Here is a 26984-nt window from a genome sequence, read left to right as displayed (position 1 = left end):
CGGGCCCCTACTCCGCCAACCCCGACTCCCGCACCGTGATGTTGAGCCGCCCGACCAGCCCCAGCCCCGGATCCGCCGTCCCGGGGAGCGTCCGCACCACCCCGTGGTACGCGAACCGGACCGGCCCGCCGAACACCAGCAGGTCCCCGCTGCGCAGCTCCAGATCCGTCCACGGCCGAGTCCTGGTCTCGGTGTTCCCGAGCCTGAACACGCAGCCGTCGCCGAGCGAGAGCGAGACCACGGGCGCGTCCGTCCGCTCGTCGCGGTCCTGGTGGAGGCCCATCTTCGCGCCGTGTGGGTAGTGGTTGACGATCGCGACGTCCGGCTCGTACGCCGCCGCTCCCGCGATCTCGCCGACCCGCTCCCCGTACGCGTCCGCCACCGCCCGCCGGGCCAGGTCCCCGAGCAACGGCGGGAACGGCTTGACCGGCGCACCGTCCTCGGCGACCCGCGCGTACCCGTACGGGTACCAGTGCCGGCCGAGGCTGACCATCCGCACCGACATCACCCCGCCCGTCGGCATCCGCACCGCGTGCAGCCCGGCCGGCGGGCGCGCCCACTCCCGACAGGCGGCGATCAGGCTCAGCTGCGCGTCGGGGTCCAGCCAGCCGGGCAGGAGCACGGCCCCGGGCGCGGGCTCGACGCGCTCCCGGGCCGCGGAGCCCCCGGGCAGGTCACCGAACAGCTCGCCCTGGATCACCCCACCATCCTCCCCCACCACCCGGACGGCAGCCCACCCGCCTACGCCCCGCCGATCAACCCCAACTCCCGCGCGCAGGAGGGCCAGGCCTCCCACCCCTGCTGCCGCAGGATCTCCTCCCCGACCGTCGTCTGCTCCCGCCGGCTCGCGCGGTCGGGCCGGTCCGCGAAGTGCAGGCCCCCGGACTCCTCCCAGGTGGAGGGCCGGATCTGCAGCCCGCCGTAGAAGCCGTTGCCGGTGTTCGCCTGCCAGTTGCCGCCGCTCTCGCACTCGGCGAGCCCGTCCCACACCAGGTCGGCGACCCGCATCGCCGCACCGGCCCGGAGACCGCCCGAGACGACGACCATCACCACCACCGCGGCGACGACCATCACCACCGCGACAGCGACCCCCACCCGTAGTACCCCGACTCCCCCAACCCGCTCGTCAGACGATTCCGGCACGGCAGCCGACCCTAGACAGCCCGTCCCCCCACCCACCCCGACACGCCGAGAACGCCGACGGCCGCTCCCCCGCACAGCGGAGAAGCGGCCGTCAGATTCGGAGCGCCGAAGCCCGAGCATCACCGCCCGAGCGGCGAAAGCACGAGCGCCGAAGCCCGAGAGGCGAAAGCCCGAGAGCGACAGGTCGCGTGGAAGCCCGAGCCTCAGATGCTCAGGGTCTGACCGGGGAAGATCAGGTCGGGGTTGCCACCGACGACCTTGGCGTTGTTCTTGTACAGCTCGTGCCAGTCCAGGCCCTGCGCGGTGGCGATGGAGCTCAGGGTGTCACCGGACTTGACGGTGTAGCTGCCCTTGGCCGCCGGCTTGGCGGCGTTGGAGCCGGTCCAGGACTTGGCGGCGTCGTTCTTCGACGCGGCGTCAGCCTTCGGCGCAGCCTCAGCCTTCGGGGCGGCGGCCTTCGGGGCGGCGGCCTTCGGAGCAGCGGCCTTCGGAGCAGCGGCCTTCGGGGCAGCGGCCTTGGGCGCGGCGGCCTTCGGCGCCGGGGTCTGCGCCGGCTTGGCGGCAGCGGCACCGGAACCCGCCGAGGTGTCGACGGCGGCCGGGGCGCCGCCCTTGGTCAGACCCGCCTTGACGGAGCAGACCGGCCAGGCGCCGGGGCCCTGCGAGGCGAGGACCTTCTCGGCGACGGAGATCTGCTGCGCCTTGGTGGCCTGGTTGGCCTGCGCGGCGTAGGCGGTGCCGCCGTAGGCGGCCCAGGTGCTGGAGGTGAACTGCAGACCGCCGTAGAAACCGTTGCCGGTGTTGATGGCCCAGTTGCCGCCGCTCTCGCACTGGGCGACAGCGTCCCAGGTGGAGACGGGGGCAGCGGAGGCCGAGGTGGCCGTGACGAGGCCGGCCACCGGCAGGGCCGCGACAGCGGCGCCCGCCACGACGGCCATCCGAACGCGGTTGCGCTTGGTGGCGGCGGAGGTGGTGGCAGCGGCGTTCTCGTTACGGAAGGTCATGAGGTTCCTCTCGACAGCCCCGGGCGGGCATGCGGAACCAGGCCCTGGAGAGGGCCGCGTTCGCTTGCCGCGTCCGTCGGGCGGCCGTGCACGTGTCGGACGTGCCGCTGCCGCCCCGGCCACCCAGCCGCACGCCGACGACCTGTTCGAGCGGTCGCGTCGGCGGGCACCTGCCGCGCCCGGCCTGAGCCGGGGGGCTGTGCGTCGGGGGTGAGCCCGGGTGGCGCTCGTTGCGCCGCCCAAGAAGCTACGAGCCGGTCGGCGGGGAAACCAAAACTCCACCGGTCTGCCCAGCTCAGCGAAGGGTTACCGGCGGTAATAGCCATGCAATCTTGACCGAAATGTCCGTTTTGGCCATTGATTCCTAGATCAAACACCGAGGTGGCGTGACTCACCTCACGGTTTCATTCCGGCAGTCCTGTCACCGACATCGACAGATTGCGACCAGGAGAACACGTGGCGCGGTCGGATCCGGGGCAATTCCCGTCAGCCTCGACGAGCACCCGTGACGCCTGACACAAGGGCCCGTTGGGCATGTCGACCTCCCCGTGTCCGCCCCCGAACACCATCCGCATCCACCCGAGGAGACCCTGTGCCGCGCATGCTCGACGTCAGCGACGAGGTCCGGTCCGAGATCGGCGACGACGAGGCCGACCGCCTACTCGGCGGCGGCCGCGCCCCCGACAGCTACGAATGCACCTCCTGCCGCACCCCCGGCAACACCCACGCGGACCCCACCAGCACGGTGCTGTTCGTCGGTGAGGAGACGGCCGTCCTCGCCTTCGCGCACTCCCGCTGCATCCCCTCCCAGGTGGTCCCGGTCTCCGAGGAGCAGCTGGCCGGCGCCGTCCGCAGCATCAGCCAGACCCAGCCCGCCGCCGCCCCGCACCTCGCCGTCCCCGCCCCGGCCGCCCCCACCGAGCCCCTGGCCCAGCCGACCGCGCCCGGCCAGGCCGCCATCCTCGGCATCACCTGCGGGCTGGTCCTGCACGGCAAGGTCGGCCACGCCTCGCTGGTGGTCGAGCCCACCGGCCCGGTCGGCCGCCCCGGCAGCACCTCCGGCGAGGACGAGTTCCTCGACCTCCTCCAGGACGCCGGCTTCCAGCGGGTCACCGACCTCGACGAGACCCCGGACCAGCTGCCCGGCTGGTCGGTCCTGGTCGCGATGGGCAAGCTGCACGCGATCCTGCAGCCCGCCGCGGCCGGCGGCAGCACCGGATGGTGGCAGGCGCACCAGCCGCTCCAGGTCACCGACGCCTGGCGGATGGCGGCCAGTCAGCTCTCCGAGGTGACGATGTACGCCGTGCCGGCCGGCATGGTGGGCCGTCAGCCCCGCGAGGACCTGCTGCGCCAGGCGCTGGAGCGGGCGGTGGCGCTGGGCCAGGTGGTCGCCGCTTCCCTGCCGCTCGCCGGCACCTGATCGGCTGCTCCGACGCGCCGGATGGTGGCCGCTGCCGGACCGACCCGGCAGCGGCCACCATCCAGGGCCCGGCCCGCCCCCATCGCTCAGACCCCATCGCTCAGACCCCGCCGCTCAGCCCCGGCGCCGGGAACACCCCCAGGCGCCGCCGTACGCCGAACGGCCCGCATCCCCGCCGCCTCTCACTCGTTGGCCCCTACGTGTACAGCTACGACGTCTCCGCGCCCTCCGGCCGGTCCGCCACCACTCCCCGCGCGATCCCCAACATGCGCCCGTCGTACGACGCGGAGCACCCCCACTCGACGACCCCGATCTACGACGAGCTGTACTCCGAGTACCGACGGCTGTTCCGCGCCCTGCCGGGGGACCGCTCCGGCGAGGAGGACCTGAAGTTCACCGGCTTCGCGGTCCGCGACGGCTATCCGCGACTCGGCGAGCAGCGCCCCTACGCGCCCCAGCAGCAGTCCTTCCACACCTACGCGGGCCAGGTGCCCGGCCTCCCCCAGTTCCTGCCGGCCCAGCAGCAGTACTCCCACCAGCACCCCCACCCCGAGCCCGCCGTCCCCACCACCGCTCCCACCGCGGCTCCCACCAGCGACGGCTTCGGCCAGGCCGCCCCGGCCGCACCGCCCGGCGCCCAGTTCACCAACGGCCAGGGCTGGGTCGCCGCCGGTTACCTCGGCCCGGTGCCGCACGCCGTGCCCGCGCCGCCCCCGGCCCCCTCCCCGACGCTCGGCACGACCGTCGGCCTCGCCGACACCCCGTCCACCGGCGGCCGCCACCGTCAGATGCTCTCCCTCCCCCCGGGCCGCACCGGCGACCACCACTGACGCCCGTAGGAACGGCGCCCGTGGAAACGTCCCCCTGAGCCCCCCTGAGACCCCCTGAGAACGGCGCCCGCACGAACGCCCCCGGTAAAGCGGCACGCGGAGAACCGCACCCGGAACACCGAAAGGGCCCCGCCACCACCGTGACGGAGCCCTTCCAACGCGGTCCGAGAACCGCTGCTTCTACTTCTTCTTGTTGCGCTTCTCCCGCACCCGCACCGAGATCGAGATGGGCGTCCCCACGAAGCCGAACTCCTCGCGCAGCCGGCGCTCGATGAAGCGCCGGTAGCCCGCCTCCAGGAAGCCCGAGGCGAACAGCACGAAGCGCGGCGGACGGATGCCCGCCTGGGTGCCGAACAGGATGCGCGGCTGCTTGCCGCCCCGGATCGGGTGCGGGTGGGCGGCCACCAGCTCGCCGAGGAAGGCGTTCAGGCGCGCGGTGGGGATGCGGGTCTCCCAGCCCTCCAGCGCGGTCTCGATCGCCGGGACGAGCTTCTCCATGTGCCGGCCGGTCTTGGCCGAGACGTTGACGCGCGGGGCCCACTGCACCTGGACGAGGTCGCGCTCGATCTCGCGCTCCAGGTAGTAGCGGCGCTCCTCGTCCAGCTGGTCCCACTTGTTGTAGGCGACGACGACGGCGCGCCCGGCCTCGACGGCCATCGAGATGATCCGGGTGTCCTGCTCGGCGAGGGTCTCGCTGGCGTCGATCAGGACGACCGCGACCTCGGCCTTCTCCAGCGCGGAGGAGGTGCGCAGCGAGGCGTAGAAGTCGGCGCCGGCGGTCAGGTGGACCCGGCGGCGGATACCGGCGGTGTCCACGAACTTCCAGGTCTTGCCGCCGAGTTCGATCATCTCGTCGACCGGGTCACGGGTGGTGCCGGCCAGCTCGTTGACGACGACGCGCTCCTCGCCGGCGACCTTGTTCAGCAGGCTGGACTTGCCGACGTTGGGGCGGCCGATCAGCGCGATCCGGCGCGGGCCGCCGGGGGCGGCGTCGCCGAAGGTCTGCGGCGGGGCCTCGGGCAGGGCGTCCATGACGGCGTCCAGCAGGTCGCCGGAGCCGCGGCCGTGGAGGGCGGACACGGGGTACGGCTCGCCGAGGCCCAGCGACCACAGGTAGGCGGCCTCGGCCTCGGTGGACGGGCCGTCCACCTTGTTGGCGCACAGGACGGTCGGCTTGCCCGCCCGGCGGATGATCTTGATCAGGGCCTCGTCGGTGTCGGTGGCGCCGACGGTGGCGTCCACGACGAACAGCACCGCGTCGGCCTGCTCGATACCCAGCTCGGCCTGCGCGGCCACCAGGGCGTCGATGCCGAGGACGTCGATCTCCCAGCCGCCGGTGTCGACCACCTTGAAGCGGCGGCCGTTCCAGCTGGCCTCGTAGGTGACCCGGTCGCGGGTGACGCCCGGCTTGTCCTCGACGACGGCCTCGCGGCGGCCGATGATGCGGTTCACCAGGGTCGACTTGCCGACGTTCGGGCGGCCGACGACGGCCAGCACGGGCAGCCGGACGTGCTCGGCGCCGTCCATGCCGTCGAAGCCGTCGAGGTCGAAACCCTCCTCGGCGGCGAGGGCCATGAACTCGGCGTAGTCGGCGGCGTCCAGCTCACCGTGTCCGGTGTCGGAGTGCTCTGCGGTCATGTTCGTCTGTTCCGTTTCCCGGCCCGGCCCTTCCCAGGGGCGTGCCGTGCGTACCTGCCCCGCTCGGGGCAGCGCGATGGTTTCCTCCGCGGCGCCTCGACGACCCGCGGTTCATTCAGTGGTCGGACGACCAGATGGCCGGATGGCCGGCTGGTCAGACCGAGGACAGCCCGGCCCGCTCCTCCACCAGCGCGGCGATCCGGTCGATCACCTGCTCCAGGGTGAGGTCACTGGTGTCCACCAGCACCGCGTCGCCGGCCTGGGTCAGCGGCGCCGTCTCGCGCGAGGAGTCGGCGGCGTCGCGGCGGGCGAGGTCGGCGGCCATCGCGGTGATGGTCGCCTCGTCCACGCCCTTGGCGCGCAGCTCGGCCGCCCGGCGCTCGGCCCGGGCCCGCTCGGAGGCGGTCAGGAAGACCTTGACGGTGGCCTCCGGGAACACCACGGTTCCCATGTCCCGGCCCTCGGCGACGATGCCGCGCTCGGCGACCTCGGCGCAGCCGCGCTGCAGCTCCACCAGCCGGGCCCGCACCGCCGGCACCGCGGCCACGGCGCTGACCTGCGCCGTCACCTCGGGGCCCCGGATCGGGCCGGAGACGTCCTGTCCGTCCACCGTGATGGTGGGGCCGTCGGCGTCCGTGCCCGACACGATCACCGGCTTGCCGCACGCGACGGCCACCGCCTCCGCGTCATTGACGTCGACGTCGTTGGCCAGCATCCACCAGGTCATCGCCCGGTACATGGCACCGGTGTCCAGGAAGCTCAGGCCCAGCCGGGCGGCGACCGCCCGCGAGACGGTCGACTTGCCGGAGCCGGAGGGTCCGTCGATGGCGACGACGACCGGGGCGTGCGCTCGGTCGGCAGTGTCCACGGGGGCGAACCTCTCTCTGAGCATGGAAGCCGACGCCTGCGCGGGCGGACGGCCGGGGATTTGTCTCCCTCAAGGTTAATGGACCGCCGCCGGACCCCGTCCCGGGCGGGTCACCAGGGGCGGACCCTCCGAAGGGCGGCCTCCAGGTCGGGCCCCTGCGGCACCTCCGGCACGACCTCACCGCGGCGGCGCATCAGGAGCCCCGTCCACCACTCCTCGTCCAGCCGGACCAGGCAGAGCGGCGGGTCGAGCTCGATCACCGCACCCAGCTCGATCACGGCACCCAGCCCGGCATGACCGGGCCCCTCCCGGACAACCTCCAGATCCGCCTCCAGCAGCCGGGCGAACGCGACCCCGGTCACGTCCCGCACCCGCTCGACCGTCCACCCCTGCGGCAACTGCTCCGCGGCCAGCCGGGCCTGCTCGGCAACCGGATCCGGGGCCTCCCGCAGAATCCGCAGCACCGCGTTCCCGAGCCGGGGCCGGACGTACTCGCCGTCCCGCTCGATGCCGAGCACCCCGCCGACGAAGGCCATCCGCCGGATCCCGGCCGGCGTCTGCCACTCGAAAGGCACCTTCGACACATGTGACGGGAAGGCGTTCTCGGTGAACCGCGTCCGCCCGGCCCGCCAGCCGAAGTCCGTCCGCGCCTTCGGCCCGGACAGGGTCTGGGTGTGGGCGAAGAAGGCGGTGATCCACCCGGAGACGAAGTCGCCACCGGACTCCGAATCCCACTTGTAGAGCGAGCGCCAGAACTCCTGGTCGACCGGTCCGCCCGCCGCCGTCGCCGCGATCTCCGCCACCACCGGGCGCAGCTCGGCGAGCCACGGCCGGAGCGGCTCGAACCACTCGGCGAGCTCCCCGACCTTCCGCGCCAGCAGCGCCCAGTCCTCGGCCGTGCCCTCCAGCCGGATCCGCGGGATGCCGCACAGCGAGATCCAGAGGAACTCGTAGTACGGGCTGACCACGTCCATCAGCGCCACCAGCGCAGCCGAGGCGTCGTCCGGCGTGGTGGTCGAGAAGGCCGGCTGGAACAGCTCCACCAGTTCCGGCCCGATCGCCGCCGCGAGCCGATCCCGTACCAGCCGGATCGAGCGCGCCCAGTCCGGGTCGGCGTCCAACAGGCTGTCGTCCCGGACCACGATCGTCTGCTTCGCCCCGGGGGTCGAGGTGAACACGCCCTCGTAGTCCCCGGCGTTCAGCCGTACGTGCACCGCGACCTCGTGCACCACCGCGTACCAGAGCACGTCCGGCGACAGGCTCAGCGGCAGGTGCCCGCAGAACGCCAGGTGGACGGCGCGCAGCAGCAGGCTCCAGGTCGGCTCGCCCTCGCCCTCCGGCCGCCGCTGACCCGGCGCCGCCAGCAGCGTCTCCGTACTGCGGTGGTGGACGGTGAACTCCCCGCCCACCACCGCGGCCAGGAACCCGTCGTTCCCGACGACTTCCAGCTGCGCCGCGTCGCGCGGCTCCCGCCCGTCCCCGAGCGGAATGTCGACAATCACGCCTGTCCCCCCTCATCCGACAGACCTCGGTCCCGCAACAGACCTCAGTCCCGAACGCTCCACCCGCCCGCCCGCAGCGCCGCCGCGAGCCGCTTGACGGCCGTCGGCGCCACCGCCAGCTGGACGAAGCCGACCTGCTTCCCGTCCGAGTGCTCGATGACGACGTCCTCGATGTTGACCCCGGCGTCGCCGACCTCCCCGAACAGCCGCCCCAGCTCGCCCGGCTGGTCGCCGAGCACCACCGCGACCGTCTCGTACCGGGTGGGCGGCGCGCCGTGCTTGCCGGGGATGCGGGCCTGGCCGGTGTTGCCGCGCCGCATGACCGCCTCGATGCCCTGGGCACCGGACCGGCGTTGGCCCTCCTCTGCCGCCGCGAGGGCGCGCAGCGCGGTGACGGTCTCGCCGAGGTCGGCGGCGACCTCCTCCAGCACGTCGGCGACGGCGCCCGCGTTGGCGGACAGGATGTCGACCCACATCGCGGGGCTGGAGGCGGCGATCCGGGTCACGTCGCGCACGCCCTGGCCGGACAGCCTTATGGCCGTCTCGTCTGCGTGCTCCAGCCGTGCCGCGACCAGCGAGGACACCAGCTGCGGGGCGTGCGAGACCAGGGCGACGGCCCGGTCGTGCTGGGTCGCGTCCATCACGATCGGCATCGCACCGCAGAGCGCGACCAGCTCCAGCACGGCGTTGAGCGTGTCGGTGTCGGTGTCGGCGGTCGGGGTGAGCACCCAGGGGCGCCCCTCGAACAGGTCGGCGCGGGCGGCCAGCGGGCCGGATCGCTCCCGGCCCGCCATCGGGTGACTACCGATGTAGTGGACGGTGTCGCAGCCGAGCGCCGCGACCTCGCTGCCCGGGCCGGCCTTCACGCTGGCCACGTCGGTGTACCAGTGCGCCAGGTTGCGGCGCTGGCAGTCGGCGAGCACCTTGCCGACCAGCGCGGGCGGGACGGCGATGATCGCCAGGTCGACCGGGCCCTCGGCCGGTTCGATGGTGCCCGCGCCGAGCGACTCGGCGGTGCGGGCGGCGTCCGGGTCGGCGTCCTCCAGATGGACGGTCAGCCCGCGTGCGGACAGGGCCAGGGCGGCGGAGGTACCGATCAGCCCGGTACCGACGACGACGGCAGTGCGCATGACGGGTGGCTCTCCTCGATCACGGTTCTCGACTCGACGGTTCGACGATCCTCTGACGATTCTCGCCGGGTGCCTGGACCGGCCGGGAGCACCCGCGCCCATCCTCCCACCCGCCGGACCCCGGCCGCGGCCCCGCCCCGCCCCTGTCCCCGGCCCCGGCCCCGCCGGCGGCGGGGCCGGCGGCAACCGCGGCGCCTCGGCCCCCGTCTCCCACAGTGCACACGCCGCGCCCCGGGAAATCCGGCGACGCCCGCCCCGAGCCGGGGCAGACTGGCCGCCCGGGGCCGACGCGGCACAACGGCGCCCGGCGGGACGCGCCGCACCGGACGCGAACGAAGGGGTTACGCATGGACGATCAGCACAGCAGTCACACCGGGCCGTCGAAACCTCCGGCCGTACCGGCGCACCCGTCGGTGCTCGACTCCGTCGTGGTGTACGCCGAGGGCGCGGTGTGCCGCCGCCGGGCCACCGTCCCGGTCCCGCCCGACGGACGGCTGCGGCTGACCGGCCTGCCCGACTCGATGGACGGCAACTCGCTGCGCGCCCGGGTGCTCTCCGGCCCCGCCGGCACGACGGTCACCGAGGCCCGCCTCGAACCCCTTGCCGAGCTCCTCGAACCGGGCGAACTCACCACTCTGCGCCACGAGTTGGACGAGGCCATGGAGCGCCAGAGCGCACTGAACGAGCGCCACCGGCTGGTGCTGACCGCGATCGCCGAAACCGCCGCACTGCGCGCCGTCCCGCCGCAGCGCCGTCACGGCGAGCCGCTGCGCCGCACCCCCGCCGAGGCCTGGCTGGAGCTCGCCGACTTCGTCGACGAGCGGCTGGCCCGACTCCAGGAGCGCGCCGAGCAACTCACCCTGGATATCGAACTCGCGGACCACGAGCGCGAGTTGGCGGCCGACCGACTGGAGCGGGCGTCCACCGCCGAGCGGACCGCGCTGATCGAGACCGTCGACACCGTGCTGCTCACCCTGCACACCACCGGCCCGGCCGACACCGGACAGCCCGGCCCGGAGCCCGACCTGGAACCAGAACTGGAGCTGGAGCTGGAGTACAGCGTCCCCACCGCCCGCTGGGTGCCCGCCTACCGCCTCTCCCACCGCACCGGCTCCGACACCGGCCATCTCGTCCTGCGCGCGGCCGTCGCCCAGCACACCGGCGAGGACTGGACGGGCGTCCGACTCGCCCTGTCCACCGCCGACCTCGAACGCCGCACCGACCTGCCCAAGCTGAGCTCACTGCGGATCGGCCGCAGCCAGCCCGCCCCGCCGCCCTCCGGCTGGCGCGAACCCCCGGCCGGCCTGTCCGACCTCTTCACCGGCTACGACGCGGCCACCGCCACCCGCGCCGCCGCCGAGCGCGACACCCCGCTCCCGGTGTCCGCCCCCGTCGCCGCCAAGGCCGCCCGGATGGCCGGCCGTACCGGCGGCGCCCGCCCGTCCGGCCCTCGCCCCGGCGGTGCCCGCCCCGCGCTGTTCGCGGACGAGGCGGCGCCCGCCGGCCCGTACGGCGGCGGCTCGCTGAGCGTCCAGGAACCGGGCCAGGAACCGCCCCTGGCACCACCCCAGCCGCCACCCCACGGGGCAGTGCCCGCGCCCCCGCCGCCCGGCTTCGCCGGCTACGGCGCCCCGCCCGCGCTCTCCGCTCCCGCTCCCGCACCGATGCCCCAGGCCCCAGGCGGCGCCATGCCACAGGAGCCCCGCCGAGCGCGGCTCCGCAGCCCGCGCGCCACCCCGCCCCCGGCCACCACCGGCCTCGCCCTCGACACCACCCTGCTCGACTACCCCGGCCTCCTCCTGGCCGGCCCCGACGCCCCCGCCGACCGGCGCGGCACCCTGCGCCCGAACCCCGTACGGGTCGAGCGCGATGAGCTGGAGCGGTTCCTCCCCGGCGGCCGCGAGGGCGGCCGGCTCCGCGACCTCGCCCTCCCCCGCCACGCCGTCCCGCCCCGCGAGTCGGCCGGCTCCTTCGACCACCGCTTCGACGCCGCCGCCCCCGCCGACATCCCGTCCGACGGCACCTGGCACACCGTCACGGTGGACGAGATCCCGCTCTCCGCCCGCCCCGAGTACGTCACCGTCCCGGCCGTCGAGGAGAAGGTGTACGCGACCCTGGTGCTCGCCAACCGCACCGACCGCGCCGTACTGGCCGGCCCGGTCGAGGTCACCGTGGACGAGGAGTTCCTGCTCACCGCCGCCCTGCCCACCCTCGCCCCCGGCGGCACCCGGCGCCTGGGCATCGGCGTCACCGAGAGCATCGAGGTGGCGCGCCGCACCGAGCTGCGCGAGTCCGCCACGGGCATGCTGAAGGGCAACAGCACCGTGCTCGACCACCGGGTGCACGTCCGGCTGGCGAACCGGCTCGGCCGCACCGTCACCGTGGAGGTCCGCGAGCGCGTGCCGGTCACCTCCGACGCCGAGATCCGGATCGAGGAGCGCGCCGACTGGCACGCCCCGACCGAACCGACACCGGACTGCCCGCCCAGCACCCGGCTCTGGCGGGTCGACCTGCCACCGGGCGGCCGCGCCGAGCTGGACGGCGGCTACCAGATCAAGATCCCGGCCGGAAAGGCCATCGTGGGCGGAAACCGGAGGAACTGACAGATGACCGGAGAAACGACCCCCCTCCCCGTCACCGCCGTCACCTGCCTGGAGGACCGCGCCCAGGTCGAGCGCACGGTGACCGTCGAGCTCGCCGAGGGCGTCCAGCGGCTGCGGCTCGGCCCGCTCACCGCCCTCGCCGTCGACCGCACCCTGCGCGCCGAGACCACCGCCCCCGGCACCCGGGTGCTGGAGGCCCGGCTGGTCCGCACCTGGAGCCCCCGCGCCCCGCTGCCGCCCGGCCCGGAGGACTCCGCACTGCGCCACCGGCTGCACGGTCTGGAGGCCGAGTCGCGCCTCGCGGACCAGACCCGGGCCCGGCTGGAGGCCCGCCTCGCCCTGCTCGCCCAGCTGAGCGCCGACCTGCTGCGGGAGGTCGGCGAGGGCGCCGGCGTCGGCGAGATCGAGCGCACCCGCTGGGCCCGCGAGCTGGACCGGGTGGACGCCGAGCGCGAGCGCTACGGCGAGGAGCTGCGTGCCACCCACTCCCGGCTGCGCCGCCTGGACCACGAGCGCTCCCAGGCCCTGATCGCCCTGGACGAGGCCGAGCAGGAGCCCGCCGAGCTGGTCGCCCACCTGGAGCTGACCGTCGAGGCCGAGCGGCCCGGCCCGGCCGCGCTGACCGTCAGCCACCTGGTGCCCTGCGCGCTCTGGCGCCCGTCCTACCGGGCCACCCTGGACGACGGCGGCGGCCTGCGCCTGGAGTCGGAGGCGGTGGTCTGGCAGCGTACCGGCGAGGACTGGGCCGGCGCCCGGCTCACCTTCTCCACCGCCCGCTCCGCCCTCGCCACCGACCCGCCCGCGCTCACCGAGGACCTGCTGACGCTGCGCGAGCGCACCGACGAGGAGCGCCGCACGGTCGAGGTCGAACTGCGCGAGGAGGAGATCAGCACCCTCGGCCCGACCTCCGCCGTCCCCGGTCTGGACGACGGCGGCGAGGTACGGGTGCTGCCCGCCCCCGCCCCGGCCACCGTCCCCTCGGACGGCCGTGCGCACAAGGTCCCGCTGGGCGCCTTCACCGGCCCGGCGAACGGCGAGTACGCCTGCGCCCCGGAGCTGTCCCCGCTGGTCACCCGGGTGGTCCGGTTCCGCAACGCGGCCGGGCACCCGCTGCTGGCCGGCCCGGTCGAGCTGGTCCGCGGCAGCGGCTTCACCGGCCGCGGCGAACTGCGCTTCACCGCCGCCGGGGCCGACGCCGAGCTGTCCTTCGGCAGCTCGGACGGCTACCGGGTGGTCCGCGAGACCGAGGAACGCCAGGCCACCGCCGCCCTGACCGGCCGCCAGACCACCACCCGCACCGTCCGGCTGCACCTGTCCCGGTTCTCCGGCCCGGAGGAGCACGACGAACAGCTGGTCACGCTGCGCGAACGGGTGCCGGTCTCCGAGATCGCGGCGGTCGAGGTGCGGCTGCGCAAGGAGGAGTGCTCCCCGCCCCCGGACTCCTTCGACGCCGAGGGCATCGTGCGCTGGGACGTCCCGCTGGGCCCGGGCGCCCGCCGCACCCTCACCCTGGTGTACGAGATCTCGGCCTCCGCCAAGGTGGCCGGGCTGTGACCGGAGAGGTCCGGCTGTGACCGGCGGCCGGGCCATGACTCCCGACCGCTCGTGACGACCGCTCAGGACTGAAACGGGTAGAAAAGGAACATGATCCTCCACCTCGCTCCCCTGGACGACTGGCTGTCCGACCCCGGCCGCCCGTACGCCGCCGCGTCACTGCTCACCGACGGGTTCATCCACTGCTCCGCGGACGAGCAGACGGCACTCGCGGTGGCCAACGCCTTCTTCGCCGACACGCCCGACCCGCTGATGGTGCTGCTGATCGAGGAGTCGCTGGTGGAACCGATGGTCAAGTGGGAGGCCCCGCACGGAGCACCGCCGCCCGGGGCCACCCCCGGCATCCTCTTCCCGCACATCTACGGCCGGCTGAACCGCTCCGCCGTGGTCGGCCTGGAGAAGGTCGAGCGCGGCCCGGACGGCCGCTGGGTCTCGCTCAGCCCCTGGAGCTGACCGGCTCCGGGACGCTCACAGCCATCCCCGCTCCCGGGCCGCCATCCCGGCCTGGAAGCGGGTGGTGGCCCCCAGCGAGCGCATCAGGCTCTGCAGCCGCCGCTGGGTCGTCCGGGCGCTCCAGCCCAGCGAGCGGGCGATCGACTCGTCGGTCAGCCCCGCCGCCAGCAGGCCCAGCAGCTTGCGGTGGTCGGCCTCCGGCTCCGGCGAGGCGTCCCCGGTGCCGATCGCGGCCTGCAGCTGCACGGCCCGCTCCCACTCCGCCTCGAACAGCGTGTCCAGCGCCTGGAGCAGCGCCGAGGGGTGGATCACGTACGCGGCGTCCAGCACGCTGTCGCCGACGCTGATCGGGATGACCGCCATCCGGTCGTCCGAGATGATCATCTTCATCGGCAGGGTCGGCCGTACCCGGGCCTCCTCCCCGTCCGCGACGCCGACCAGGATGTTCTTCTCCAGCCGGCCGGGCCAGGCCACGGCCTCCCGGTCGTATATGGTCCGGAACTTCAGCCCCTCCCGCAGCCGCCGCCGCTGCAACGGCATCGGGGCCACCGGGTCCTGGATGTACGGCGGGCGGTCGAAGCCGCGGACCTGGTACTGGCTGGTCTCGGTGATGTGCTCGAGCCGCTGGGCGATCGCCTCGCCGCCGGTCAGCACCTCCACCGAGTGCGCCGGGTCGGTGTAGCGCGAAGCCTCCCGGAAGGCGTCCATCAGCCGGTGCATCTCGGCGCGGGCGTGCCGCAGCTCGGACTCCCGGTGGCCGATCAGGGTGCCGATCGCCACGTCCGGGGCGACCGCCAGGAAGCGCTGCCGGTCCACCGGCGCGCGGGTGGCCATGCCCTGCTGCGCCAGCCGGTCCAGCGCGCGCACACTCTGCTGGAGCGTCAGGCCGCAGCTCTCGGCCAGCTCCTCCGCGGTGGACTGCGGATTGGCCACCAGCGCCGCGTAGACCTGCCCGTCCGGCTCGGCCAGCCCCAGTGGGCCGAGGGCCTGTCCGGCCGACCGCCCCAGTACTGCATCGGACACGACGCCGTCTCCCCCTGCTCGCCCCGCACACCCCACCGGCGCCCGTCCTGGCGCAGTCCCGCCACAGGGCGGGGCGGTGGTCCAGTGGCCATCCTCTGCCACGGATCATGACGCTGACAAGGCCGTGACCAGGGGTTGCGTCCCGACTCACATACACGCGGGAGGGTCCCCCGCCACCACGGGCGGGGGACCCTCCGACGAACGACCGGTGAAAACCCGGGGGACGGACCCCAGGGCCTACAGGCCGACCTCGCGCATCAGCTGGCCGACCTCGGGGTTGGTCAGACGGCGCAGCCAGCCCGACTTCTGGTCGCCGAGCGCGATCGGGCCGAAGTGGGTACGCACCAGCTTCTCCACCGGGAAGCCCGCCTCGGCGAGCATCCGGCGGACGATGTGCTTGCGGCCCTCGTGCAGGGTCACCTCGACCAGGTAGTTCTTGCCGACGTTGGAGACCACCTTGAAGCTGTCGGCGCGGGCGAAGCCGTCCTCCAGCTCGATGCCCTGGGCCAGCTGCTTGCCCAGGTCGCGCGGGATCGGGCCCTGGATCGCGGCCAGGTAGGTCTTGGTCACGCCGTAGCGCGGGTGGGTGAGGCGGTGGGCCAGCTCGCCGTGGTTGGTGAGCAGGATGATGCCCTCGGTCTCGGTGTCCAGGCGGCCGACGTGGAACAGCCGGGTCTCCCGGTTGGTCACGTAGTCGCCCAGGCACTGGCGCCCGTCCGGGTCCTCCATGGTGGAGACCACGCCGGCCGGCTTGTTGAGCGCGAAGAACAGGTAGGACTGGGTGGCGACGGTCAGACCGTCGACCTTGATCTCGTCCTTCTCGGGGTCGACCCGCTTGCCCTGCTCGGTGACGCGCTTGCCGTTGACCTCGACCCGGCCCTGCTCGATCAGCTCCTCGCAGGCGCGGCGGCTGCCGACGCCGGCCCGGGCCAGCACCTTCTGCAGGCGCTCGCCCTCGGGCTCGCCGAAGGTCTTGGGCAGCTTGACGGCCGGCTTGTCGTGCCGGGCGAGGACGGCGTCCTCGATCTTGGCCTGCAGTTCGCGCGAGCGCTGCGGCTGGCGGCGCGGGTCGCCCGGGGCGCCCTGGCCCTCACGGCGCGGGCGCGGGGCCGGGCCGGGGCGCCGACCGGCGAAGCCGCCGCGGGCCGGGGTGGCGTTGGGGCCGCCGCCGTACTCGGGGCGGTCGTACTTGCGCTCCTCGGGCCGCAGCGGGCGGTCCGGGTAGCGGCGGTCATCGCGCCGGTCGTCGCGCCGGTCGTCCCGGCGGCTGTCCCGCCCGTACGAGCCGCCGCGCGAGCCCGAGCTGCCACCGTACGAGCCCGAACCCGAGCCACCGCCGTACGAACCCCCGCGCGAGCCCGAGCCGCCGCGGCCGCCGCCGCTGCCGCCGTAGGAGCCGCCCCGGCCCCCGCCCTGTCCGCCGCGACCGCTGCCGCCGCCGCTGCTGTTCCTGCCGTTGCCACTGCTACGCATCAAAGTGTCCGTACGTCGTTCCGTCTGGGATGTGCGGTCGTTTCGGCCGACCTCACCTCCCCCTACCGATCAGGCGCTGCCCGACCGGCCTCGCCACTGCCGTCCGCGGCCTGTGCGGCAGCGGAGGCGACCGCCTCCGCGATCATCGTGCCCTCCAGGGACTCCGCTTCCACGTCGTCGACCTCGGGCAGGAAGGGAGCGAGCTCCGGCAGCTCGTCCAAGCCGCGGAGCCCCATCCGTTCCAGGAAGTAGTTCGTCGTCCGATACAGGATCGCACCTGTTTCGGGCTCGGATCCGGCCTCTTCCACCAGTCCTCGCTGTACCAGGGTACGCATCACGCCGTCACAGTTCACACCGCGGACGGCGGAAACCCGCGATCTGGACACCGGCTGCCGGTACGCGACCACGGCCAGGGTCTCCAGCGCGGCCTGGGTCAGCCGGGCCTGCTGGCCGTCCAGCAGGAAGCGGTCGACGGCCCGGGCGCAGCTGTCCCGGCTGTAGAACCGCCAGCCGCCGGCCACCGGCCGCAGGTCGAAACCGCGGCCCGCCGCCTCGTACTCGGCGGACAGTTCGCGCAGCGCCGCGGCCACCTCGGCCCGCGGCCGCTCCAGCACCCCGGCCAGCCGCTCCTCGGTGACCGGCTCGTCGACGACCATCAGGACGGCCTCCAGCTCGGCCCGCAGCCCGGGCCCGGCCGGCTCCTCCGGCTCCCCCGGCACGTCGGAGGCCGACGGGGCCGACTTCTGGTGCACCACCCTCGGCTCGGTGCCCACCGCAGCCACAGGGGCCGCCACGGGCTCCGGCACGGGCTCCGGCAGCAGCTCGAAGGCCGGCTCCAGCCACTCCTCGGCCCGCGGCTGCCCCGGCAGCCCGAGCGGGCGCCGCACCGGCCGCCCGCCGTCGTTCCCGGCACTCATCGCCGCCCGTCCTCCTTCGCCTCGCCCGCGACCCCGTCCGGGGCCTTGTCCCCGGCCTTCTCCGCGACCTCGCCCGCGACCTCGCCCGCCGGCCGGTCGAACTCGTCCGTCACCTCGACCGCGCACCGACCCTCCTCGGCCACCCAGCGCACCCGCAGCTCCCCGAGCGCCTCCGGCTGCTCGAAGGCGAGCACCCGCTCCCGGTACAGCTCCAGCAGCGCCAGGAACCGGGCGACCACCACCAGGGTGTCCGGCGCGTCCGCGACGAGCTGCTGGAAGGAGGCCTCCCCGAGGCCGGTGAGCAGGTCGACCACCAGCCCGGCCTGCTCGCGCACGCTGACCGGCGGGGTGTGGATGTGGTCGACGTACACCACGGGCTTCGGCTTGGGCTCCATCGCCTTGGCCGCCAGCTGGGCCAGCCGCTCCGGCCCGACGGTGATCACCACCTCGGGCAGCAGCTCGGCGTGCCGGGGCTCCAGCCCGACGGTCCGCGGCCGTCGCAGCAGCTCGGCCGCCCAGCGCTCGCCGAACAGCGCCGCCGCCCGCTTGTACGCCCGGTACTGCAGCAGCCGCGCGAACAGCAGGTCCCGCGCCTCCAGCAGCGCGAGGTCCTCCTCGTCCTCGACCTCGGCCGCGGGCAGCAGCCGCGCGGCCTTGAGGTCCAGCAGGGTGGCGGCCACGACCAGGAACTCGGTCGCCGCGTCCAGGTCCCAGTCCGGTCCCATCGCCCGGATGTACGCGATGAAGTCGTCCGTCACCGTGGCCAGCGCCACCTCGGTGACGTCCAGCTTGTGCTTGGCGATCAGGCCGAGCAGCAGGTCGAAGGGGCCCTCGAAGTTGTCCAGCCGTACGCGGAAACCGCCCCGGGACTCCTCCTCGGTGGGGTTCACGGCGGTGGCGGCTGGTTCGACGGTGCTCGGCATGACGGTCCATTTTCGCCCGGCCCCGCCGCCCACCCCGCCGCGGGGCCGTCGACACGCCGCCCGACGGACCCCGGGGCCCGGACGACGGCCTCAGCGCCCGGCCGCCCGGCCGGCGGCGCTCAACGCCCGGCGGACAGCCCTGGACGCCGTCCTACCGACCGCGCAGCCGCCGGACCAGGATGGAGGCCTCGCCGCGCTGCTCCAGGTCCGCCAGGACGACCGCGATGGCCTCCCGGACGATCCGCCCGCGGTCCACGGCCAGGCCGTGCTCGCCGCGCAGCACCAGCCGGGCGTGCTCCAGGTCCATGAGCTCCTCGGCGGAGACGTACACGGTGATCTTCTCGTCGTGCCGCTCGCGCCCGCTGGGGCGGCGCGGCGCGCGTCCCCGCGGCCGGGCGCGCCCGGCGGCACCGGTCTGCTCCTCGGCGGCACCCGCGTGCGCCCGGCCCGCCGGGGCGGCTGCGGCGCCGCGGCCGCCGGAGACGGCCTGTCCGGCCGATCCGGCACCCTGGTCCCCGGCCTGTCGCTGGGCGGGCGGCTGCGCGGGCACCCCGGCGGCCGACTGCTGCTCCTGCCGGGCGCCCTCGGCGCCGTCCGTGCCGTTGACGGTCCGCGCGGTCTCCGGTCTGGATGCCTCGGCGGCCGGACGCGGCGCGAGGGACGGCGACAGCGCCATCCCGCCGGTGGTCCGGAACAGCTCGTCGGCACCCGGGAGACTCACTCGGCGGGGCGGCACCGGTCGAGCACCTCCCTGGCGAGCTGGCGGTAGGCGGCGGCACCGACCGAGTTGGTGGCGTAGGTGGTGATGGGCTCGCCGGCGACGGTGGTCTCCGGGAAGCGCACGGTCCGCCCGATGACGGTGTGGAAGACGTGCTCGCCGAACGCCTCGACGACCCGCGCCAGCACCTCACGGCTGTGCACGGTGCGCGAGTCGTACATGGTCGCGAGGATGCCGTCCAGGCGCAGCTCGGGGTTGAGCCGCTCGCACACCTTCTCGATGGTCTCGGTCAGCAGCGCGACACCGCGCAGCGCGAAGAACTCGCACTCCAGCGGCACGATCACGCTGTGAGCGGCCGTCAGCGCATTGACCGTCAGCAGGCCCAGCGAGGGCTGGCAGTCGATGATGACGTAGTCGTAGTCGGGCAGCAGCGGCTTCAGGGCGCGCGCCAGCGCGGACTCCCGGGCCACCTCGCTGACCAGCTGCACCTCGGCGGCGGAGAGGTCGATGTTGGAGGGCAGCAGGTCCATGCCCGGGACGGCCGTCTTCAGCAGCACCTCATCGGCCGTCAGGCCCCGCTCCATGAGCAGGTTGTAGACGGTGACGTCGAGCTCCATGGGGTTGACGCCCAGTCCGACCGAGAGCGCGCCCTGCGGGTCGAAGTCGACGAGCAGCACCCGGCGGCCGTACTCGGCCAGCGCCGCGCCCAGGTTGATGGTCGACGTGGTCTTGCCGACGCCGCCCTTCTGGTTGCACATGGCGATGATCTGGGCGGGGCCGTGCTCGGCGACCGGCGCGGGGATCGGGAAGTACGGCAGCGGACGGCCGGTCGGGCCGACCCGCTCGCGGCGCTGGCGCGCGGCGTCGGGGGCCAGCGTGGCGGCGTACTCGGGGTCCGGCTCGTACTCGGCGTCCGGGTCGTCGTAGGCGCCGTAGGCGAACTCGCCGTAGGCCAGGCCGTAGGCGGCCAAGTCGGCGTCGTGATCGGTCACCGTGGTCACCTGCGCTGTGTTCTGGCGTGCTTCGAAGGTACGGAGTGCGACCGAGCCGACCTCGGCCGAGCCCACGGTGGACTGCCGGGCCCCGGACCCCTCACTCGGCTGGCCGGCGGTGAGCTCCGCCAGTCCTGGCTGACCACCCCCGGGAGCAATTGTCGACTCATTCACAAGTCGTCTTACCTCCTTGGGGATCCAGGACTCTATGTCGATTCGTCAGCGTGGCAGCACGCCGACGGTTTGCGACTCTAGGCCGTTCAAGGCGTTCGCAGCAACACAATCCACGGTAGTGGGCACGATGTGTCGACTATCGGGCGGGCTGCTGTCAAGGGATGAGTAGGCCTATGACCCTAACGTTTCTGCGGTCGAGTGATACGACCCACGGGAATTGACGACAGAGCGACCCGCCCGGTCCACCGACTGTTCACGGGCATGGCGAAGCCCCCGACCCGAAGTGATCGGGTCGAGGGCGAACGACCGCCGAGCGGTCAGGGTGTTCAGGCGAGCACGCTCTCCAGCGTGACCGACTCCAGGCCGAAGGCCTCGGCCACGGCCGGGAAGGTGATCTGGCCCTCGTGCACGTTGAGGCCCTTGGCGAGCGCCTCGTCGCGACGCAGCGCCTCCTTCCACCCGCGGTTCGCCAGCTCGATGACGTACGGCAGGGTGGCGTTGGTCAGCGCGTAGGTGGAGGTGTTCGGGACGGCGCCCGGCATGTTGGCCACGCAGTAGAAGACCGAGTCGTGGACCTGGAAGGTCGGGTCGTCGTGCGTGGTCGGGCGCGAGTCCTCGAAGCAGCCGCCCTGGTCGATGGCGATGTCGACCAGCACGGAGCCCGGCTTCATGCGGGAGACCAGCTCGTTGGTGACCAGCTTCGGGGCCTTGGCGCCCGGGATCAGCACGGCGCCGATGACCAGGTCGGCGTCCAGGACGGCCTTCTCCAGCTCGAAGGAGTTGGACATGATGGCCTTGATCTTGGTGCCGAAGATCCGGTCGGCCTCGCGCAGCTTGTTGATGTCGCGGTCGAGCAGGGTCACGTCGTAGCCCATGCCGATGGCGATGGTGGCCGCGTGCCAGCCGGAGACGCCACCGCCGATGACGACGGCCTTGGCCGGGTGGGTGCCGGGCACGCCACCGGGCAGCACGCCGCGGCCACCGGCCGGACGCATCAGGTGGTACGAGCCGACCTGCGGGGCCAGGCGGCCCGCGACCTCGGACATCGGGGCGAGCAGCGGCAGCGCGCCGTTGCCCAGCTGGACGGTCTCGTACGCGATGGCGGTGGTGCCCGAGGCGATCAGCGCGTCGGTGCCGGCCCGGTCGGCCGCCAGGTGCAGGTACGTGAAGAGGGTCTGCCCCTTGCGCAGCCGGTGGTACTCGGAAGCGATGGGCTCCTTGACCTTCAGCAGCAGGTCGGCGGTGGCCCACACCTCGTCGGCGGTGGGGAGGATGGTGGCGCCGGCGGCCACGTACTCCTCGTTGGGGATCGAGGAGCCGAGACCGGCGTTGTCCTCGATGTAGACCTCGTGTCCGTTGCGGACCAGCTCATGCACGCCGGCGGGCGTGATGGCCACGCGGTACTCGTGGTTCTTGACCTCGCGGGGGATGCCGACCTTCACGGCTAAACACGTCCTCTTGCCATGGGGGTCCCGACCGGAGAAGACCGGTGGGCGACGCGCACGTGGGGAAGCCTCCGGGCAGCCCGGGGCAGGGGATCGCTGCGCGACTGAGTTCGAGTGTAATGAAGCCCAGGCGGCCTGTCAGCCTTCCAAATCGAATAATTTCGCTGAACACATTGGCAGGTTCGTAGGCTTCCGCCGGAGCTTACCTGCCATAAGTGTCGCAACCCGGCACTTCCGACGATACATCCGAAAGCGCCCTCACAACCCGGCGGCGACGCGTTCCCGCAGGTCCGCGAGGGCCGCCCCGACGGCCTCCCGGCCCCGTTCGTCGCCGATCCGGCGCAGCACCGCGAGCGCGGCCCGGTACTCCCGATCGGCCTCCTCGAAACGGCGCTGCGCGGTGTGCGCCTCGGCCACCCGCGCCAGCAGCCGGGCCTCCGCCGCGTGGTCCCCGAGCGACTGCCGCAGCCCGAGCGCCCGCCCGTACCAGTCGGCGGCGCGCACCGCGTCGCCGAGCGCCCGGTGGCAGCCGGCCGCGCCCTCCAGGGCCCGGGCACAGAGCGGTTCGTCCGCGACCGTACGGGCGTGCTCCAGGGCGGCCCGGTAGTGCACGGCGGCCTGCTCCCAGCGGCCCGCCGCGACCTGGAGGTCCCCCAGGTTGAGCAGCGCGGCCGAGGCCCGGCGGGGCCGGCCGTTGCGCTCGGCGACGGTGCGCACCAGCTCGTGCAGCCGGTAGAGGTCGGCCGGGGCGGCGCCGGTCAGCGGCAGCGACCGCAGCAGCGCGGTGACCAGCCGCCCGGCCGAGCCGTCCAGATCGCCCTGACCGATCGCGTCGGCCACCGCGCCGAGCAGCAGCTCCCGCTCGCCGAGCAGCCAGTCCCGGGCCTGCGCGGCCGAGCGCAACCGCAGCGCGGCGGGCAACGGCTCGGGCCCGGGGCCGCCCGCCGGGTCGAGCAGGGCGCGGGCCGACTCGGTGAGCCGGACCAGCCGTTCCAGCAGCCGGGCCCGGGCCAGCTCGGTCTCGGCCGGCCGGTCCTCCCGCTCGCGCAGCCGGACCAGCCGCGGGTAGAGCCGTCCGGGCACCCGGTAGCGCGGGGCGCCGTCGCCGGCCGGCGCCTCCTCGCCGAGCAGCTCCCGCTCGGCGAGCACGGCCAGCGTCGCGGCGGCCTCCGCCGCCGGGCAGCCGACCAGGGCGGAGGCGGTGCGCGGGTCGGCGGTCTGCGCCGGGGCCAGGGTGAGGGTGCGCAGCATCCGCGCCTGGGCGCGCGACAGGGTGCGGTAGACGAGGGTGAACGCGCCGATCAGCGGATCGTTGTCGGGTACGGGCACCGGCTCGGCCGGCTCGGGCTCCGGCCTGACCCAGGTCGACGGGTCACCGGCTGGCTCGGGCGCGGCGACGGGCTCCGCGGCCTTGTCCTCCGCCGACTGCTGCGGGCCCTCCCTCTTCTTCCCCGCCTCGGCGGCAGCCCCGGCCCCACCGGTCCTGCCCGCCTTGCCCGCCTTGCCCGCCTTGCCGCCCTCGCCACCGGCGGCCGCCGACTCCTCCCCCACCACCAGGTTGAGCTGCCGCGCCGCGTCCGTGACCGCGATCTCCGGGTTGCCGCGCAGCCACCCCGCCATCAGCCGCAGGGCGGCCGGCCGGGCGGCGCAGGCCTCGGCCAGGTCGGCCCCGCCGACCGGGTCGCAGGAGATCCGGGTGCCGCCGACCAGGTCGGCCAGCAGTTCGCCGGAGGCCTGCCGGTCCAGCCCGCCGAGGATCACCGGGTCGATGTCCTCGATCCCGGTGAGCGGCCCGGCAGTGGTGGCGAGCACCAGGCAGCCGGGCTCGTCGGCGAGCAGCGGCCACACCTGCCCGGCGTCCCGCACGTCGTCCAGCACCAGCAGGACGCGCAGCCCCGCCAGCGCCTCCCGCAGCGCCACGCAACCGGGCTCGTCCCGCCCGTCCTCGACCGCCCCGGGCAGCGGCACGGCGGCCTGCGGGTCGAGCTGCTCCAGCAGCAGTCGGGCCGCGCGCGCCGGCTGCACCCGCCCGCCGTCGGGGGCGGACAGCCGTGCGAACAGCACGCCGTCCGGGTAGTCGGCGGCGACGGTACGGGCGAAGCGGGCGGCCAGCGCGGTCCGGCCGGAGCCGGGGCGCCCGGCCAGCACCAGCACCGGGCAGCGGCCGCTCACCGGACGGGTGGCGGCCGCCCGCAGCGCGGCCAGTTCGGCGCGCCGCCCGGCGAACACCGTGGGCCCGGCCGGCAGCCGCTCCAGTCCGGGGACGGCGCTCGCGGGCATGTCAGGGCCGGGGTCCATCGTCGCCGTCTTCCTCGCCACCCGTGCCACTCCCGACGTCATCCCGCGCCCGGCGTCCGGCTGGTCAGCGTCCGGCGCTCGGCGAAGGCGGCCCGGCACGGGCGCCCCGTCTGCGAAGCGTAGTTCGACCGTCCGGCTCAGCCGAGATGACATCCGGTCGTACGAACCGGCAAATCACCCCAAGGCATCAACCCGGGCGGTCCGCCCGTGCCTCGAACGGCCCCGCATCCTCGAAGGACGCTCAGGCCTCGAAGGGCCGGGCCGGCCACGGCGAGTCCGGCCGGCGCAGCCCGTCCAGGCCGTCCGGGGCGGTGAGCGCGGCGTGCACGGCGAGGGTGCCGGTGATCAGGGTCGGGTTGTGCAGCTGCCCGGCCTGGATCAGCCGGATCAGTTCGGGCACCGGGACCCAGGCGACCTCGATCTCCTGCTCCTCGCCCTCGGCCTGGTAGCGCTCGCCCTCGGCGGCCGACAGGTCGGTGGCCAGGAACATCCGCAGCGCCTCGTCGGTGCCGCCCGGGGAGGTGTAGTAGTCGGCGAGGATCCGCCAGGTGTCGGCCTTGCAGTGCGCCTCCTCGTACAGCTCGCGCTGCGCGGCGTGCCACGGGTTCTCGCCGGGCACGTCGAGCAGGCCGGCCGGCAGCTCCCACAGCCGCTGGCGGACCGGGTGGCGGTACTGGCGCAGGACCAGCACCCGCTGCTTGTCGTCCAGGGCGAGCACCGAGACCGAGCCGGGGTGGGTCTGGTAGTCGCGCCGGGCCCAGCTGCCGTCGGGCATCCGGACCTCCTCGCTGCGCACGCCGGTGACCTTGCCCTGGAACGGCGTCGCGCTGCCGCGGACCTCCCACTCCTCGGCCACGTCGGCGATCACCTGGTCGCTCTGCTCGTCCATCGCTCTCCCCTTTTCGTCAGTGCGACACAATCTAACGCCGGACGGCGGCCCCGCGGGAATCGCGGGGCCGCCGTCCGGTGAACGACCGAGGCCGAGAAGGATATGACTACTCGGAGGCCGCGGTCTTGATGTCGATGGCGGCCTTGACCAGGCCCGCGAACAGCGGGTGCGGGCGGGTCGGGCGGGACTTCAGCTCCGGGTGGGCCTGGGTGGCCACCAGGTACGGGTGCACCTCACGCGGGTACTCGACGTACTCGACCAGGTCGCCCTTGGGCGAGAGGCCGGAGAACTGCAGGCCGGTCTTCTCCAGGTCCGCGCGGTAGGCGTTGTTGACCTCGTAGCGGTGGCGGTGGCGCTCCTCGACGTACTGCTCGCCGCCGTAGACCTCGCGGACGATCGAGCCCTCGGCGAGCTTGGCCGGGTACAGGCCCAGGCGCATGGTGCCGCCCAGGTCGCCCTTGCCGTCGACGATGGCCAGCTGCTCGGCCATGGTGGAGATGACCGGGTGCTTGGCGGCGGCGTCGAACTCGGTGGAGTTGGCCTCGGGCAGACCGGCCAGGTTGCGGGCCGCCTCAATGACCACGCACTGCAGGCCCAGGCACAGGCCCAGCAGCGGGACCTTGTTCTCGCGGGCGTAGGTGATCGCGCCGACCTTGCCGTTGACGCCGCGGTCGCCGAAGCCGCCGGGGATGCAGATCGCGTCCACGTCGCCGAGCTGCGCCTGGGCGCCCTCGGGCGTCTCGCAGTCGTCCGAGGTGACCCACTTGATCTCGACCCGGGCGTTGTTGGCGAAGCCGCCGGCGCGCAGCGCCTCGGTCACCGACAGGTAGGCGTCCGGCAGGTCGATGTACTTGCCGACCAGGGCGACCTTGACGATGTGCTGCGGCTCGTGGACGCGGCGCAGCAGGTCGTCCCAGGTGGTCCAGTCCACGTCGCGGAACGGCAGGTCGAGGCGGCGCACCACGTAGGCGTCCAGGCCCTCGCCGTGCAGCACCTTGGGGATGTCGTAGATCGACTTGGCGTCGATGGCCGCGACCACGGCCTCCTCGTCCACGTCGCACATCATCGAGATCTTGCGCTTGATCGCCTGCGGGACCTCGCGGTCGGCGCGCAGCACGATCGCGTCGGGCTGGATGCCGATGTTGCGCAACGCGGCGACGGAGTGCTGGGTGGGCTTGGTCTTCAGCTCGCCCGAGGGGCCGATGTACGGCAGCAGGGAGACGTGCACGAAGAACACGTTGTCCCGGCCGACCTCGTGGCGGACCTGGCGGACGGCCTCCAGGAACGGCAGCGACTCGATGTCGCCGACGGTGCCGCCGACCTCGGTGATCACCACGTCGACGTCCTCGGTCGCCATCCGGCGGATCCGGGACTTGATCTCGTTGGTGATGTGCGGGATGACCTGGACGGTGTCGCCCAGGTACTCGCCGCGGCGCTCCTTGGCGATGACGGTCGAGTACACCTGGCCGGTGGTGACGTTCGCCGAGCCGTGCAGGTTGGTGTCCAGGAACCGCTCGTAGTGACCGATGTCCAGGTCCGTCTCGGCACCGTCGTCGGTGACGAAGACCTCACCGTGCTGGAACGGGTTCATGGTGCCCGGGTCCACGTTGAGGTAGGGGTCGAGCTTCTGCATCGTCACGCGCAGGCCGCGGGCCTTGAGCAGCGCGCCGAGGCTGGAGGCGGTCAGCCCCTTGCCGAGCGAAGAGGCGACACCCCCGGTGACGAAGAGGTGCTTGGTCGTCACGGCGCGGCCGTTCGCTGCCTTGCCGGAATGGGGCTGTGCCAAGAGGGGGCTCCCGTGGGTCGCGTGTCGAAGGTGACGTGGGCGGGAGGCTCGCGACTGCCGGGCGACGGGAGGCCGACTCGGTAGGCGGCGCTCGAAGGGTCGTCGGTTCGGCTGGTCCGGGGCGTTTTATCCCGCCGGTCCACGGGATACCAGGGTATCAGTGACCTGACCCGGATGCCGTGCGGCCCGCGCGCGGCACTC

Annotated in this window: 22 protein-coding genes; 5 read left to right on the top strand and 17 right to left on the bottom strand. The window is 73.9% G+C overall.

Annotated features, from left to right (window positions below; translation table 11 throughout):
* Positions 1-7: 7 nt before the first annotated feature.
* The 3 genes from ACGF12_RS19540 to ACGF12_RS19530 all read right to left on the bottom strand — a co-directional run bounded on the left by ACGF12_RS19540 (position 8) and on the right by ACGF12_RS19530 (position 2147).
* A complete protein-coding gene (locus tag ACGF12_RS19540; RefSeq protein ID WP_393031328.1) occupies positions 8-697 on the bottom strand; it encodes an alpha-ketoglutarate-dependent dioxygenase AlkB family protein in 690 nt (229 codons plus the stop codon).
* 44 nt (positions 698-741) lie between these two features.
* Entirely contained in the window at positions 742-1095 is a 354-nt protein-coding gene (locus ACGF12_RS19535; RefSeq protein WP_393031210.1) for a transglycosylase family protein, read from the bottom strand.
* A gap of 251 nt (positions 1096-1346) precedes the next feature.
* Positions 1347-2147, bottom strand: a complete 801-nt coding sequence (locus tag ACGF12_RS19530; RefSeq protein ID WP_393031207.1) for a transglycosylase family protein — start codon at positions 2145-2147, stop codon at positions 1347-1349.
* 592 nt (positions 2148-2739) lie between these two features.
* Here ACGF12_RS19530 and ACGF12_RS19525 point away from each other — a divergent pair.
* Together ACGF12_RS19525 and ACGF12_RS19520 are read left to right on the top strand one after the other, a co-directional pair.
* Positions 2740-3567 (top strand): hypothetical protein, encoded by an 828-nt coding sequence (locus ACGF12_RS19525; RefSeq protein ID WP_393031204.1) that lies wholly within the window; start codon positions 2740-2742, stop codon positions 3565-3567.
* 200 nt (positions 3568-3767) lie between these two features.
* Positions 3768-4397, top strand: a complete 630-nt coding sequence (locus ACGF12_RS19520) for a hypothetical protein (protein ID WP_393031203.1) — start codon at positions 3768-3770, stop codon at positions 4395-4397.
* Positions 4398-4577: 180 nt separating this feature from the next.
* Here the strand turns inward: ACGF12_RS19520 and der are convergent, their stop codons facing one another.
* From der to ACGF12_RS19500, 4 genes are all read right to left on the bottom strand, one after another.
* A complete protein-coding gene (der, locus tag ACGF12_RS19515; protein ID WP_393031201.1) occupies positions 4578-6035 on the bottom strand; it encodes a ribosome biogenesis GTPase Der in 1458 nt (485 codons plus the stop codon).
* Positions 6036-6189: 154 nt separating this feature from the next.
* The gene (cmk, locus tag ACGF12_RS19510; RefSeq protein WP_393031198.1) at positions 6190-6927 is read right to left on the bottom strand and encodes a (d)CMP kinase; all 738 of its coding nucleotides are present in this window, start codon (positions 6925-6927) and stop codon (positions 6190-6192) included.
* A gap of 86 nt (positions 6928-7013) precedes the next feature.
* Positions 7014-8405, bottom strand: a complete 1392-nt coding sequence (locus ACGF12_RS19505; protein ID WP_393031195.1) for a DUF4419 domain-containing protein — start codon at positions 8403-8405, stop codon at positions 7014-7016.
* 44 nt (positions 8406-8449) lie between these two features.
* Complete coding sequence (locus ACGF12_RS19500) at positions 8450-9535, bottom strand: prephenate dehydrogenase (RefSeq protein WP_393031192.1); 1086 nt, start codon at positions 9533-9535, stop codon at positions 8450-8452.
* A 347-nt stretch (positions 9536-9882) separates the two neighbouring features.
* Between ACGF12_RS19500 and ACGF12_RS19495 the strand changes: the two genes are divergently transcribed.
* The 3 genes from ACGF12_RS19495 (at position 9883) to ACGF12_RS19485 (ending at position 14145) form a co-directional block, all read left to right on the top strand.
* Entirely contained in the window at positions 9883-12138 is a 2256-nt protein-coding gene (locus ACGF12_RS19495) for a DUF4139 domain-containing protein (protein ID WP_393031189.1), read from the top strand.
* A gap of 3 nt (positions 12139-12141) precedes the next feature.
* A complete protein-coding gene (locus ACGF12_RS19490) occupies positions 12142-13692 on the top strand; it encodes a mucoidy inhibitor MuiA family protein (RefSeq protein WP_393031186.1) in 1551 nt (516 codons plus the stop codon).
* Positions 13693-13782: 90 nt separating this feature from the next.
* The gene (locus tag ACGF12_RS19485; RefSeq protein ID WP_387623976.1) at positions 13783-14145 is read left to right on the top strand and encodes a DUF952 domain-containing protein; all 363 of its coding nucleotides are present in this window, start codon (positions 13783-13785) and stop codon (positions 14143-14145) included.
* Positions 14146-14160: 15 nt separating this feature from the next.
* Here the strand turns inward: ACGF12_RS19485 and ACGF12_RS19480 are convergent, their stop codons facing one another.
* From ACGF12_RS19480 to ACGF12_RS19435, 10 genes are all read right to left on the bottom strand, one after another.
* A complete protein-coding gene (locus tag ACGF12_RS19480; RefSeq protein ID WP_393031183.1) occupies positions 14161-15168 on the bottom strand; it encodes a helix-turn-helix domain-containing protein in 1008 nt (335 codons plus the stop codon).
* Positions 15169-15405: 237 nt separating this feature from the next.
* Positions 15406-16641 (bottom strand): pseudouridine synthase, encoded by a 1236-nt coding sequence (locus tag ACGF12_RS19475; protein ID WP_393031181.1) that lies wholly within the window; start codon positions 16639-16641, stop codon positions 15406-15408.
* A 62-nt stretch (positions 16642-16703) separates the two neighbouring features.
* Positions 16704-17297, bottom strand: a complete 594-nt coding sequence (locus ACGF12_RS19470; RefSeq protein WP_393031325.1) for an SMC-Scp complex subunit ScpB — start codon at positions 17295-17297, stop codon at positions 16704-16706.
* A 257-nt stretch (positions 17298-17554) separates the two neighbouring features.
* A complete protein-coding gene (locus tag ACGF12_RS19465) occupies positions 17555-18481 on the bottom strand; it encodes a segregation and condensation protein A (RefSeq protein WP_393031178.1) in 927 nt (308 codons plus the stop codon).
* Positions 18482-18632: 151 nt separating this feature from the next.
* Complete coding sequence (locus tag ACGF12_RS19460; protein ID WP_393031175.1) at positions 18633-19202, bottom strand: hypothetical protein; 570 nt, start codon at positions 19200-19202, stop codon at positions 18633-18635.
* The gene (locus ACGF12_RS19455; RefSeq protein ID WP_030245868.1) at positions 19199-20266 is read right to left on the bottom strand and encodes a ParA family protein; all 1068 of its coding nucleotides are present in this window, start codon (positions 20264-20266) and stop codon (positions 19199-19201) included. The genes ACGF12_RS19460 and ACGF12_RS19455 overlap by 4 nt, the downstream gene beginning before the upstream one ends.
* 425 nt (positions 20267-20691) lie before the next feature.
* Entirely contained in the window at positions 20692-21807 is a 1116-nt protein-coding gene (gene ald, locus ACGF12_RS19450; RefSeq protein ID WP_393031173.1) for an alanine dehydrogenase, read from the bottom strand.
* 261 nt (positions 21808-22068) lie between these two features.
* Positions 22069-24108 carry a tetratricopeptide repeat protein gene (locus ACGF12_RS19445; protein WP_393031170.1) on the bottom strand — a complete coding sequence of 680 codons (2040 nt, stop codon included), beginning with the start codon at positions 24106-24108 and terminating at the stop codon, positions 22069-22071.
* A 241-nt stretch (positions 24109-24349) separates the two neighbouring features.
* Positions 24350-24997: an NUDIX domain-containing protein gene (locus tag ACGF12_RS19440; RefSeq protein ID WP_393031167.1), complete on the bottom strand. Its 648-nt coding sequence runs from the start codon at positions 24995-24997 to the stop codon at positions 24350-24352.
* 106 nt (positions 24998-25103) lie between these two features.
* Positions 25104-26783: a CTP synthase gene (locus ACGF12_RS19435; RefSeq protein ID WP_387623955.1), complete on the bottom strand. Its 1680-nt coding sequence runs from the start codon at positions 26781-26783 to the stop codon at positions 25104-25106.
* Positions 26784-26984: the final 201 nt, after the last annotated feature.

The organism is Kitasatospora sp. NPDC048296 (assembly GCF_043201815.1).
GTDB lineage: Bacteria > Actinomycetota > Actinomycetes > Streptomycetales > Streptomycetaceae > Kitasatospora.
The sequence above is the reverse complement of the archived record's forward strand: the minus strand, read 5'-3'. Positions and strand labels throughout refer to the sequence as shown.